Source organism: Dyella mobilis (assembly GCF_016904945.1).
GTDB classification, from domain to species: domain Bacteria; phylum Pseudomonadota; class Gammaproteobacteria; order Xanthomonadales; family Rhodanobacteraceae; genus Dyella_B; species Dyella_B mobilis.
The window spans coordinates 765,434-777,622 of the sequence record NZ_JADIKF010000040.1 but is presented as its reverse complement, the minus strand read 5'-3'; the positions used below and the strand labels follow the sequence as shown (position 1 = coordinate 777,622).

The 12,189-nt window shown below is 62.5% G+C and carries 12 protein-coding genes; 7 read left to right on the top strand and 5 right to left on the bottom strand.

Going from position 1 to position 12,189, the window contains the following annotated elements; genetic code table 11:
• Positions 1-73: 73 nt before the first annotated feature.
• Positions 74-856, top strand: a complete 783-nt coding sequence (locus tag ISS99_RS19795) for a class I SAM-dependent methyltransferase (protein ID WP_204633325.1) — start codon at positions 74-76, stop codon at positions 854-856.
• A gap of 47 nt (positions 857-903) precedes the next feature.
• Here the strand turns inward: ISS99_RS19795 and ISS99_RS19790 are convergent, their stop codons facing one another.
• Positions 904-2,046: a glycoside hydrolase family 18 protein gene (locus ISS99_RS19790; RefSeq protein ID WP_204633324.1), complete on the bottom strand. Its 1,143-nt coding sequence runs from the start codon at positions 2,044-2,046 to the stop codon at positions 904-906.
• 139 nt (positions 2,047-2,185) lie between these two features.
• Between ISS99_RS19790 and ISS99_RS19785 the strand changes: the two genes are divergently transcribed.
• The gene (locus ISS99_RS19785) at positions 2,186-2,431 is read left to right on the top strand and encodes an oxidoreductase-like domain-containing protein (RefSeq protein WP_204633323.1); all 246 of its coding nucleotides are present in this window, start codon (positions 2,186-2,188) and stop codon (positions 2,429-2,431) included.
• On the opposite strand, the gene ISS99_RS19780 is transcribed toward ISS99_RS19785, so the two are convergent.
• Entirely contained in the window at positions 2,416-3,933 is a 1,518-nt protein-coding gene (locus tag ISS99_RS19780; protein WP_204633322.1) for a S10 family peptidase, read from the bottom strand. The two genes, ISS99_RS19785 and ISS99_RS19780, sit on opposite strands and share 16 nt — an antisense overlap.
• Before the next feature lie 148 nt (positions 3,934-4,081).
• On the opposite strand from ISS99_RS19780, the gene ISS99_RS19775 reads away from it, so the two are divergent.
• The 4 genes from ISS99_RS19775 (at position 4,082) to ISS99_RS19760 (ending at position 8,622) form a co-directional block, all read left to right on the top strand.
• Complete coding sequence (locus ISS99_RS19775) at positions 4,082-4,618, top strand: hypothetical protein (protein WP_204633321.1); 537 nt, start codon at positions 4,082-4,084, stop codon at positions 4,616-4,618.
• Between the two features lie 116 nt (positions 4,619-4,734).
• Positions 4,735-6,738 (top strand): OPT family oligopeptide transporter, encoded by a 2,004-nt coding sequence (locus ISS99_RS19770; RefSeq protein ID WP_204633320.1) that lies wholly within the window; start codon positions 4,735-4,737, stop codon positions 6,736-6,738.
• 103 nt (positions 6,739-6,841) lie between these two features.
• On the top strand, positions 6,842-7,906 hold the full coding sequence (locus ISS99_RS19765; protein ID WP_204633319.1) for a class I SAM-dependent methyltransferase: 1,065 nt from the start codon (positions 6,842-6,844) through the stop codon (positions 7,904-7,906).
• Positions 7,903-8,622: a pseudouridine synthase gene (locus ISS99_RS19760; protein ID WP_204633318.1), complete on the top strand. Its 720-nt coding sequence runs from the start codon at positions 7,903-7,905 to the stop codon at positions 8,620-8,622. Before ISS99_RS19765 ends, ISS99_RS19760 begins: the two co-directional genes overlap by 4 nt.
• A gap of 18 nt (positions 8,623-8,640) precedes the next feature.
• On the opposite strand, the gene ISS99_RS19755 is transcribed toward ISS99_RS19760, so the two are convergent.
• Complete coding sequence (locus tag ISS99_RS19755; protein WP_204633317.1) at positions 8,641-8,841, bottom strand: hypothetical protein; 201 nt, start codon at positions 8,839-8,841, stop codon at positions 8,641-8,643.
• Positions 8,842-8,992: 151 nt separating this feature from the next.
• Here ISS99_RS19755 and ISS99_RS19750 point away from each other — a divergent pair, with 151 nt between their 5' ends.
• A complete protein-coding gene (locus tag ISS99_RS19750; RefSeq protein ID WP_425490494.1) occupies positions 8,993-10,549 on the top strand; it encodes a protein adenylyltransferase SelO in 1,557 nt (518 codons plus the stop codon).
• A 74-nt stretch (positions 10,550-10,623) separates the two neighbouring features.
• On the opposite strand, the gene ISS99_RS19745 is transcribed toward ISS99_RS19750, so the two are convergent.
• Together ISS99_RS19745 and ISS99_RS19740 are read right to left on the bottom strand one after the other, a co-directional pair.
• Positions 10,624-11,388, bottom strand: coding sequence for an SH3 domain-containing protein (locus ISS99_RS19745; protein ID WP_204633315.1), 765 nt, complete (start codon positions 11,386-11,388; stop codon positions 10,624-10,626).
• A gap of 105 nt (positions 11,389-11,493) precedes the next feature.
• On the bottom strand, positions 11,494-11,922 hold the full coding sequence (locus ISS99_RS19740; protein WP_204633314.1) for an FKBP-type peptidyl-prolyl cis-trans isomerase: 429 nt from the start codon (positions 11,920-11,922) through the stop codon (positions 11,494-11,496).
• Positions 11,923-12,189 lie beyond the last annotated feature (267 nt).

Genomic DNA, 12,189 nt, shown 5'->3' with positions numbered 1-12,189 from the left:
AGGTAGGCGTCGTAGAACGGCGGGCGCACAATCGCCGCGATGGCTCAACCCTCAATCGAAGAAGGAGATCCTCATGCGTTCGCTATCTGTCGTTTTGCTTGCGGCGCTAGGCCTGCCCGGGGTGGCTCTGGCGCAGGCCGCGCAAGTGAGTCACGTCCACGCCATGCAACACGTACCGCCCTATGTCCGCGCAGCCGTCGCCGATCCGGCACGCGGCCAGGATGCGAACAACGATGCGCGCCGCAAGATCACCGATGTCATGGTTTTCAGCGAAGTGAAACCTGGCCAAAAAGTGCTGGAACTGATTCCCGGCAGCGGCTATTTCACGCGGGTGTTCAGTGCGATCGTCGGAACCAAGGGGCACGTCTATGCGCTGTGGCCCAACGAGTACGCGAAGGAGGATGCGGATGACGTGACAGGCTCCGACAAGTTGGCCGCCGATCCGCATTACGCCAATGTGTCGGTACTGAAGCAGCCGGCGGCGCAATTGAGCGTGCCCGAACCGGTGGACCTGGTCTTCACGTCGCAGAATTATCACGACTATCCGGACGCTTTCATGGGCAAGGTCGACCCGGTGGCGTTTGACAAACAGGTATATGCGGCGCTCAAGCCTGGCGGCTTGTTCGTGGTAATCGATCACGTAGCGCCAGCCGGGTCGGGCATGGCCGATACGGACACCTTGCACCGCATCGATCCGGCCATCGTGAAAAAGCAGGTGGAGTCGGTGGGGTTCGTGTTCGCCGGTGAAAGCAGCGTATTGCACAACCCTGATGATCCGCATACGAACAAGGTGTTCGATTCATCCATACGCGGTCATACCGATCAGTTCGTCTATCGCTTCCGCAAGCCGAATTGACGCGTGCTGGTGTCCCTCCCTCGGCCGGGGGCCGAGGGAGGGCGAGCTTAGTGAAGGCCCTTCCACATATCGTCGAGCAATTCGTCGGTGGGATCGGCGGTCTGTTCCCAATACATGATGCCGCCCAGGTGCTGCGACTTGATAAACGCCATTTTTGCGGCAATCGACTGCGGGTCGTCGTAGCTGATGAAGTGGCGCGTCTTCGCGTTCCATAGCCAGGGCGCCTGCGCGTCGGCGTCCCAATAGCGCACGAAGCCTTGCTTGTTTATGTAGTCCTGCTTCAGTTCCGGCCAATTGTGCCCGCCCTGGTAATGACCGAAGGTTTGATACAAGCCGTTGTGATCGGGGTTTACGTCGGCAAATTCGCGACCGTAAAGGGCCGCGCCGATAAACAGTTTTTCTGGCGGAACGCCCGCGGCAAGGAACTGCCGCACGGCGCGATCGGTGGTGCGTCCGTCGCCCTTGATCAAGGCCGAAGGATGCAGGCCGGTGTGATGGCCGGTGGTCGGCGTCATCGCATTGACGAAGTCGTAAGTCATCAGATTGAACCAATCCAGGTACGGATTGATGGCGCCGATGTCGATATCGTCCACAAAGGGGCCGTCGGCAATGGCTACGCTGAGCGTGTAATGGTTGGCGCCGCTGCGCCCGTTTGCCGCCCCGGTGCTATCGAGGCTGGTGCGGATCGCTTTGAGCAGCAACGTGTAGTTGGTTCTGTCCTGCGGACTGGATTTAATGCCGGACTCGTGGTGGCCCGGATATTCCCAATCCACATCGAGGCCGTCCGCGTGCTGGGCTGCCACGAGCTGCGCGGCGCTATCGGCGAACAGCTTGCGCCCGGCTTCGGTGCTGGCGGCCTCGGAGAAGCCGCCCACGCTCCAGCCGCCGACGGATATCTCAACCTTGAGTTTCGGATTGATCGCCTTGAGCGCGAGCAGATCCTGAAGATGTTTCACGTCGCCGGGTGCGATGACGACTTTGCCGTCTTTCGGGTGCGCAAAAGCAAAGATCAAGGTGTCGATCTTGCCGACATCCTTGGTCTGCTGCGGATTCCAACCGGTGGCGTAGCCGACGATGCGATAAGGCGACGATGCAGGCTGGGCAACGGCAAGGCTGGCGGCAAGCAACGTCGCCGGCAACAGCAGGCCGGCGATCAGCTGCCTGGGCGATCGGAGAAAACATTTACGCATCGTGCGTGCTCCCAGTGATGAAGGTAGTAACCAGCGCGTTCCTTCGCGGAATATTGCGGCGCTTCATTGCGCCGCTGCGTAGTGGGCTTGAATGCCGATGCCGAGCTACCATGCTGGTGGTATCAGGTTCCCTTTGCCCATGAACGACGACTCATCTCTTTTCCGCGACAAGCTGCTGCGCGACGACCCGCCGCCAACGCCGCCGGTCGAACCCGATCCGGGTGATTGCTGCGGCAACGGCTGCGATCCATGCATCTTCGATTATTACGAAGAGGCCCGGCAGCACTACCGCGAACGGCTGGCGGCCTGGCGTGAGCGCCACCCGGACGTTGACCCGGTGTCGCTCTTGCCGACACCGGGCTCATCGGATCAGCGGACGCCGTAAAGCGTTTTGACGTCTTGCAGCAGCGCAGCCTGGCTGTCCGGGCGCGAGTAGAACATGTGCCCGCCGGGATATTCCTTCACTTGCACGCGCGTGGGGTCGCCCATGGCCGGCATCTGGTCGACGATCAGTACAGACGCCATGAACGGGCAGGACAGGTCGTCCCAACCGTGGGCAATCAGCACGCGCAGATTCGGGTCGTTGGCCACGGCTTCGCGCAATTGATCGACCGAGCCTTTGTTGGCGTCGTCGTCTTCATGCCATGCGTCGTTGACGTCGTAGCTCAGTGCGTTGTAGCGGCCGTCGTATTTCCAGCCCACGGTCTGCGTGACGAAGTTCACCATCGCCGTGGTGGTCGGGGCGATGATGCCGTTGAGGATGGGGTCGCCGCCGACTTGGTGCGGTGCATACGGGAAGGGATCCCACGCCGTGACATTGGAATCGTACCGGCTGCCGAGTTTGCCTTCGGCGCGATAGACCTCGCGCAGATAGGCCTGCGTTTCCAGTCGACCGCCGGAACGCTTCACGAAGACCGCATCCAGCCCGGTCAGCTCGGTCACTTTCTGAATCATTGCTGCGGTGGCGGCCGGATCGGTACGGCCCTTCATCAACGCGACGGCGTAGTCGCCGCGCGTGTAGTCGATGATCGGCGCCATCGCTTCGGGGGTCAGTTGGTGTTCGCGTTCCAGGTGTGCGGCTGCGATGGACGGAAGCGTCAGCATCCACGGCAGCGGCGAAACGTTTTCGTTATCCGACGCGGACGCATCGAGATAGGGCGAGAGCAGCACCACGCCATTCATCGCCACGCCAAGCTGTGTCTGCAGGTATTCGGTGATGCGCGGACCGCGGAAACCGCCGTAGCTCTCGCCCACCAGATATTTGCGCGATTCCATGCGGCCGTTTTTCACCAGCCAGTCGTAGACGATGCGCGACAGGTACTTGATGTCGTTGTCAGTGCTGTAGAAGAGCTTGGTGGCTTTGTCCTTGGGCACCAGTGCGCGGCTGTAACCGGTACCGATCGGATCGATAAAGACCAGGTCGGTAAAGCCGAGCCAGGTGCCGGGGTTGCCATGCAGTACGGCGGCGTCGGAGGGATTGTCGCCGTCCAGGCCGAAGTTCACGCGCTTGGGGCCGATCGCGCCGAAGTTCAGATACACCGAGGATGCGCCAGGGCCGCCGTTGAGCGCGAAAGTTACAGGGCGATCCTTGCCGGGCATGGTGTAGGCGGTAAACACCACCTGGCCGGTGACGTCGCCCTTTTCGTCGCGCACCGGCAGGGTGCCGACGGTGACCGTGTATTTGAGCGTCTTGCCGCCGACTTCGACGGATTGGCTGACGTGGGCGTCGGCAGGAAAGGGCGGCAGGTGAAAGCCGTCCGCGTTCGCTTCCTGCACGGGTGTTGCCGTGGTGCCTGGGCTGGCAACGACGGGGGACGTGCCGGCGGCGATCAACGCGGCGAGCAGGGCAAATGACAAGGTCTTGCGCACAACGAATCCTCGGGACATACGAACCCAACAGACTAGCCAAGCCGCGCGCTCATGCCCACTGTGCCCAATGGCAGGGGCGGGCTGCGTCACGTGGCGCGGAGCAAGGCGTTGAAGCGCTTGCTGCGCTGCATTAGATTCGCAATCTTCGTTGAAGGGGAAATTGAAGATGAAGCGCTTGTGGCTCTTGGGGGCTGCCGCACTGCTCGGTGCGTGCGGGGGGCAGGTTGTACACGAACCGGCCGCAGTCGGCGATCTGGTTACGCCCGGTACGGCGCCGTGGCTGACGGTAACCGGCGGCGACGACAAGCTCGAGGTGCGCGGGCTCGACCACAAGCTGATTCTGGAACCGGCGCCGAATCTGGCCGCGGCGGTGCAATCGCAGCTCGGTGCGCAATTGCAGCCCAGCTATTTCCAGGACCTTGTGGTGACGTGCTCGTCGCTGGTTGCTGGCTTGCACGTCAATCAGAAAAAGGCCCCAGGCAAGCTCGCCATGGACGTCGGTATGCATTGCGGGATCTGGGCGCATGGTTTCGACAGCAGCCACGACTACGAGGCAGCGGTATCGGCAGCCGTGGGCGAGGGCGCTGCCGACCAGGCTTACGCGCAGGCGCTGCCCAAGCTGCTAGCCGACAGTGCCGGGGAGATTGCCACCCAGTTGCGCGGCGATCTGCAGAAATTCAGGGGCGCGCAAACCCAGCACTGAAGCCCGTGTCAAGAGGCGCCCCGTCGGTGGGCGCCTACGTACCTTGAACGGCTCCGGCCAACATCGCCCCGGCGATCCACGCTATCTTGTTAGCTGGACAGTTTGGGGAGACGCCCGTGAACGCAGTACCTGGATCCGGCGCCGCACCGCGCGCCGAGCTCACTATTCGTGGCCTGATCATCGGCATCGTGATCACTCTGGTGTTCACCGCGGCCAACGTGTTCTTCGGCTTGAAGGCCGGCCTGACCTTCGCCACGTCGATTCCGGCGGCAGTGATCTCGATGGCTATCCTGCGCGCGATGAAAGGCGCGACGATGCAGGAAAACAACATCGTGCAGACGGTGGCCTCGGCCGCGGGCACGCTCTCATCGATCATCTTCGTGCTGCCTGGCCTGATCATGGTGGGCTGGTGGAACGGCTTCCCGTTCTGGATCTCGTTCGGGATCTGCGCCGCGGGCGGCATCCTCGGCGTGATGTACACCATCCCGTTGCGCCGTGCGCTGGTCACCGATTCGGACCTGCCGTACCCGGAAGGCGTGGCGTGTGCCGAGGTGCTGAAGGTCGGTTCCGGCGAAGGCGGCGAGGACGTTTCCGCGTCGGCAGCGGTGGAAGGCGGCAGCAGCGGCTTGATGGCGGTGGTCGTCGGTTCGGTCGTTTCGGCGCTGTTCTACATCGTCGTGGAAACCAAGGTCTTCGCCAGCGACGTGGCGCAGTATTTCCGCATCGGCGATCGCGGCGCGGCCAGCGGCTACGACTTCAGCCTGTCCTTTGCGCTGTTCGCAGTCGGTCACCTCGTCGGCCTGTCGGTCGGCGTTGCCATGCTGATTGGCGCGTTCATAGGCTGGGGCTGGGCGGTACCGCATTTCACCTTGCTGCATCCGGCCGCGGGCGATGTCGCCGACGTCGCCCAGGGCGCCTGGAGCCACTACGTGCGTTTCGTCGGTGCGGGAACCATCGGCGTAGCAGCGATCTGGACCTTGGCCAAGTTGGTCAAGCCGGTCGTCAGCGGCCTCACTTCCGCCATGGCCGCTTCGCGTGTGCGCAAGGCCGGCAAGGGCGCCACGCTGCCGCGCACCGAACAGGACATGCCGATCGGCATCGTCGGCCTGATCGTGCTGCTCTGCATGCTGCCGATTGCCTGGCTGCTGGGTAACTTCAGCATGACCAGCGGCTTGGGCTCTCACACCGCACTGTTGGTGATCGGCGGCGTGATCTTCGTGTTGATCCTCAGCTTCCTGGTGTCGACCGTGTGCGGCTACATGGCCGGCCTGATCGGTTCGTCCAACAGCCCCTTGTCGGGCATCGGCATCCTGGTGGTGATCATCGCTGCGCTGCTGCTGGTAGCGGGCGTGAAGTCGGACCTGCCCGCGGATTCGGGCAAAGCGCTGGTTGCGTTTGCGCTATTCATCACTTCGGTGGTGTTCGCCGTGGCCGCTATCGCCAACAACAATCTGCAAGATCTCAAGACCGGCCAACTGGTGGATGCCACGCCGTGGCGCCAGCAGGTCGCGCTGGTCATCGGCGTGATCGCCGGCGCCATCGTCATTCCGCCGGTGCTGGATCTGCTCAACCATGCCTACGGCTTCCTCGGTGCGCCGGGTGCCGATCCGGCACACGCGCTGCCTGCGCCGCAGGCCGGCCTGATCTCGGCGCTGGCCCAGGGCGTGATTCAGAACAACATCGATTGGAGTCTGATCACCATCGGCGGGCTCATCGGCGTCGGCCTGATCGTGATCGATGCGGTGCTCGGCGCGACCACCAAATCGGCGCGCCTGCCGCCATTGGCAGTGGGCCTGGGTATTTACCTGCCCACGTCCACCACGTTGATGATCGTGGTGGGCGCCATCGTCGGCTGGTACTTCGACAAGCGCGCGGAACGCACAACCAAGGCCGAGGCCATCAAGCAACTTGGCGTGCTGCTGGCCTCCGGACTGATCGTCGGCGAAAGCATCATCGGCGTGGTGGTGGCGGCCATCGTCGTGTTCTCGGGCAAGCCCGCGCCGCTGGCCCTGGTGGGCGACAGCTTCCAGAACGCTTCGATCTGGATCGGCGGCGCTGCTTTTGCTGCGGTGACATTCTGGATGTATCGCTGGATCGCCCGTCTCGGCCAGAAGGCCTGATTCATCGCATGGCCCTCGTGCCGGCCCCTCTCCGTTTTGGGGAGGGGCATGCGCCACGGGTACAATGCGTGCATCGATTTCCACCGGATGTGCGTGTTTGACGATGGTCGGTGCCCCTGTGTCCACGCCCGATACCGCGCTGGATGCGCTCTTTCTTCCCATCTCGGATGGTCCGTTGCGTCTGCCCGCCGACGGCAGCGTGTTGTTTCTGCGCGCGCGCGATGGCTATCGCCTGCGCGAAATGGCGCAGGCGGGATGGCTGTGCGAGCAGAGCTTCAAGCCCTTTGCCGAGGCCTTGATGCGCAGTGGCTTGAAGCTCGGCGAAGCCCTTCCGGGCGAGCGCTTCAAGTTGGTACTGGTATTGCCGCCGCGCCAGCGCGACGAGGCACGTGCGCTGTTCGCGCGTGCGGCGCTGCATGCCGAGGGTGGTGGCGCGGTGCTGGCGTGCGTGCCGAACGCGGAAGGTGCGAAATCCGCGCAGGCCGATCTCCAGGCCTTGCTTGGGACAGTGAGTCACCTGTCCAAGCACAAGTGCCGCGTATTCTGGGGAACATCGCAAACCGCCGCGCTTGATCGATCCCGGGTGGAGGCCTGGTTGGCGCTGGATCAGCCAAGGGAGAACGCCGCCGGATATCTCAGCCGACCTGGGCTGTTTGCCTGGGATCGGGTGGACACGGCTTCCGCTTTGCTCGCGGCGAACCTGCCAGATGACTTGCACGGGCAAGTCGCTGACTTGGGCGCTGGCTACGGCTATCTCGCCGCGCAAATGATCGCGCGTTGTCCTCGCATCGAGAGGGTGGATCTTTACGAAGCGGAGGCACGTGCGCTGGAGTCGGCGCGGCTCAACGTGCAGCGCGCGATGGCTGAAAGCGGTCGCGAACTGGCATTTGCGCTGTACTGGCACGATGTCACGATGGGTATCGAGCGACGTTACGACACTATCGTCAGCAACCCGCCTTTCCATCAGGGCAGGGCTGACCTGCCCGAGCTGGGCCGAGCCTTTATCGCGCAGGCGGCCGATGCGCTGTTGCCGCACGGGCGCCTGTGGCTGGTGGCCAATCGCCATCTTCCTTACGAGTCGACATTGGCCGCACATTTTCAACAAATACGCACGGTGGCACTGCAGGATGGTTTCAAAGTGATCGAAGCAAAAGGGCTGCGCAAATGAGGCTGGTCAGGCTGATTGCGAATCTTGGCTATGGCAGCCGCAAGGAAGTGGCGTGGATGTTCCGCGAAGGTCGTGTCACCGATCCGCAAGGCGAGGTGCTATATGCGGACGACAAGGTGGAACACGAGCAGATCCGCATCGATGGCGAGCCGCTCGATCCGCCGGTCGGCCTTACGCTGATGATGAACAAGCCGCTGGGCGTAACCTGTTCGCGCAAGGATCCGGGGCGGGTGGTGTACGACTTGCTGCCCGTGCGCTACCGCATGCGCAGTCCCGCGCTTTCCACCGTTGGACGTTTGGATCGCGATACGTCCGGATTGCTCTTGTTTACCGATGACGGCGCCTTGCTGCACCGGATCATTTCGCCGCGTGCCAATGTCGGCAAGATCTACGAGGCCACACTTGCGCAGGATTTGCAGGGTAGCGAGCAGGCCTTGTTCGCCAGCGGCACCTTGATGCTGGAATCGGAAACCACCCCTTTGCTGCCGGCCGGGTTGGAGGTGCTCGCGGCGAGGCAGGCGCGCTTGCATCTCAGCGAGGGGCGTTATCACCAGGTGCGCAGAATGTTTGCTGCCACGGGCAACCACGTCGAGACTTTGCAACGTACGGCAGTCGGTGCTCTCGAACTTGGAGGGTTGGAGCCTGGAGCCTGGCGCCTGCTTGAAGCCGACGATGTCGCGAAAATTTTCGAGGACTTCAGGTCGGTCAACGCGTAGCGAAGACCGGCCCGGATGCTACTTCTCGATCTGGCTTTGGTGGAATCGGGCCAGTTCGTCTTCGCGGCGCGATTGGGCGTTGGACGTCCAGGTGACCAGGTTGAATGCTGGTGATTTACTGCTGCGAAGAGGTGTGTCTTGCGAGACGACAACCGACAGCATCCCTGCTACCAACTGCATTCCGCGCGAAATGGCGGAACGAGCGACGAGCATGTGCATATTCCTCACTCCATCGGCTGCCCCTGTGCAACCGCGAATAAACTTTAGCAAGGTTCGAATGTGAATGTATAGGTAACGTGAAGAATTTTACGATCTTCCCGTTTGCCTCGACCCGGCCGCCATTTATCCGCATGCGCCTTTTTCTATGTCATTGACTTCCTTGCAATTTGATAACGTCTTCATCCGCGACTTGCCCGGGGATCCTGATCGTGGCCCCGGGGCGCGCCAGGTTTACGGGGCGATGTATTCGCAAGTTGTTCCCTCGCCGGTGGCCGAGCCTCGGGTGATCGCCTGGTCGCGGGAGATGGCTGAGGTGTTGGGGTTGAGCGAGACGGAGATCGCCAGTCCGGCTTTTGCAGGGGTGTTCGGCGGCAACGGCCTGCTCGACGGCATGCAGCCATGGGCCTCCAACTACGGTGGCCATCAATTCGGTACGTGGGCGGGGCAACTCGGTGACGGGCGTGCGATTTCCCTGGGCGAGGTGCTGACCGGGCAGGGTCGCTGGGAGCTTCAACTCAAAGGTGCCGGCGCGACCCCTTATTCGCGTGGTGCGGACGGCCGTGCGGTGTTGCGCTCGTCGGTTCGCGAATTCCTGTGCAGTGAAGCGATGCACCATTTGGGGGTTCCCACCACCCGCGCACTCAGCCTGGTGCTGACTGGCGAACAGGTGGAGCGCGACATGTTTTACGACGGGCACCCTCAGTGGGAGCCGGGCGCAATCGTTTGTCGCATGGCACCGTCATTTATCCGCTTCGGGCATTTCGAATTGCCGGCGTCGCGCGGCGATACGGCCTCGTTGCGCAGGCTGGTCGATTTCACCATCCGGCGCGATTTTCCCGGGCTTGACGGCAGCGATGAAACGCGGTACGGCGATTGGTTTGCCGAAATCTGTATACGTACCGCGCGGATGATCGTGCACTGGATGCGCGTAGGTTTCGTGCATGGCGTGATGAATACCGACAACATGTCGATACTGGGGTTGACTATCGATTACGGCCCCTATGGCTGGGTCGACGATTTCGACCCGGACTGGACGCCCAACACCACCGACGCTTCGCGCAGACGTTACCGTTTTGGCCAACAGCCCCAGGTCGCCTGGTGGAACTTGAGCCGATTGGCGGCTGCGCTGGCGCCTTTGTTTGGCGACACCGCACCCTTGCAAGCCGGGCTGGATCGTTACGCCGATGAATACGCTGCGCTGATGCGCGAGAGCATCGCAGCCAAGCTTGGCCTGATGACGTGCCGCGACGAAGACGTTGCCTGCATGGAGACATTGCAGGACTTGATGCACCAGGCGGAAGTCGACATGACTTTGTTCTTCCGCGCACTCAGCGAAGTCGATCTGCAATCGCCGACTTTGCAGCCATTGCTGCCCGCGTTTTACGACGATGCCAAGCGGGATGCATTGCGCGGCGATTTTCAGCACTGGCTCAATGGCTATGCGGTGCGCGTGCAGCAGGAGCAAGAACCACTGGATCGGCGGCGCCTGCGGATGCATGCCGCCAACCCCCGTTACGTGTTGCGCAATTACCTCGCGCAAGAAGCGATCGACCGCGCGAGTGCAGGCGATTACGAGGGTATCCGGACTTTGCTCGAGGTATTGCGTCGCCCTTACGAGGATCAACCCGGTCACGAACACTACGCGCAGAGGCGGCCAGACTGGGCGAAGTCTCGTGCTGGTTGCTCCATGCTTTCCTGTAGTTCGTGAATCCGGCCACCGCCGCCTGATCGGGTTGGATCAGGCGGCGATAGCTGGGTCAGATGTGTTCGCGGGACGGCGGATCAATTGCCATTGTTTCCATTGTCGCCGTTGTTACGTTGCTGAGGATTTGGCTTGGGCGCCGGGCGATTGCCGCCATTGTTCGGCGGCTGCGGCCGGTTTCCGCCGGGTGGTTGCGGGCGATTGCCGCCACCCGGGGGTTGAGGCCGATTTCCACCGGGAGGTTGCGGGCGATTGCCGCCACCCGGAGGTTGAGGCCGGTTTCCGCCGGGCGGTTGCGGGCGATTGCCGCCACCCGGAGGTTGAGGCCGGTTTCCGCCGGGCGGTTGCGGCCGATTGCCGCCACCCGGCGGCTGCGGCCGATTCCCTCCGGGCGGGCCGATCGGAGGGCGCGGCCTCATCGGCGGCCGTGCGGGAGGCCGGATGGGCATCGGCCGGGAGTACCAGCGTGCCCGGTCGCGGTAGAACGGGCGATTGGCGTAATAGTTCGCCCAATAAGTGCCGATCACGAACGACACGATCGGGATGCCGATCTGCGAGCCATAGTCGGCCACGTAGACCGGCTGGTTGTTGTACACGTAGGCGATATACGTGCCGGCCACCCAGCCCCGGCTCGGGCCGCTGATGACGTCGCACCATTCCCACCCCGTCGTGCAACCTTGCACCGAGATCCAGCTGTTGACCGGCAATACCTGCACGATGGGGTAGCCGGGATCGGGGCCGGCCCGCATGTTGACATTGGTAATGACATAGCCGTCCGCCGCAAGGACTGCGGCGGGCGCCATCATCATCAGAACGGCCAGGGCGGACCGCAGCATTCGTTTCATCGGGTAATCCTCCAGCAACGTTCAAGTGATGGACGACATACGACGCTAATGCCGGGCCATGATGGCCCACTTCAAGCTGGCTGCATAGCTGAATGCGAAGCTGGCTCAATGCACCGACAGCAGTTCGATGTCGAACACCAGGGCACTGCCGGGAGGGATGTCGCTGCCTGCGCCGCGGATGCCGTAGCCCATGCTGGACGGGACGATAATCTCGCGCTTGCCACCCACGCGCATGCCTCTTACGCCGCTTTCCATACCCTCGATCACTTCTTCCGCGCCAAGGGTGAAGCTGAGCGGTTGACCGCTGTCGTACGAACTGTCGAATTGCTTGCCGTGATGGTTCGGTGCCTTGGAGTCGTACAACCAGCCGACGTAGTTGATTTTCACGACGTCGTCATCGCGGGCCGCATCGCCACTGCCGACTTTCTGGTCGGTGACGACCAGCTTGGCAACGTCGGCGGCACGTGCCGGGCGCGGGCCGCATGCCCCCAGGGCGAGCAAGGCAGTAGCAAAAAGAGCGAGGGGGCGGTACATGGAAAGCTCCGAAAAGGGATGAACGGCGGCACGTTAGCGGATTGCCGCAGTCTGCGCAGCAGTTTGCATCCTCGCTTCGATGTGGTATCACTTAAGCCATGATCCTCTCCTCCCACCGCTATTACTTTTGGTTTTATGGCTATCCGAAGCCGGCGGCGGAGCATGGTGTGCGATCGTAACTAGCAAGATCACCCACTTTCCTCAAAAGCCGCCAGCCACCCTGGCGGCTTTTTTGTTGGCTGCCGGGCACGAGACAACAGGAGTTTT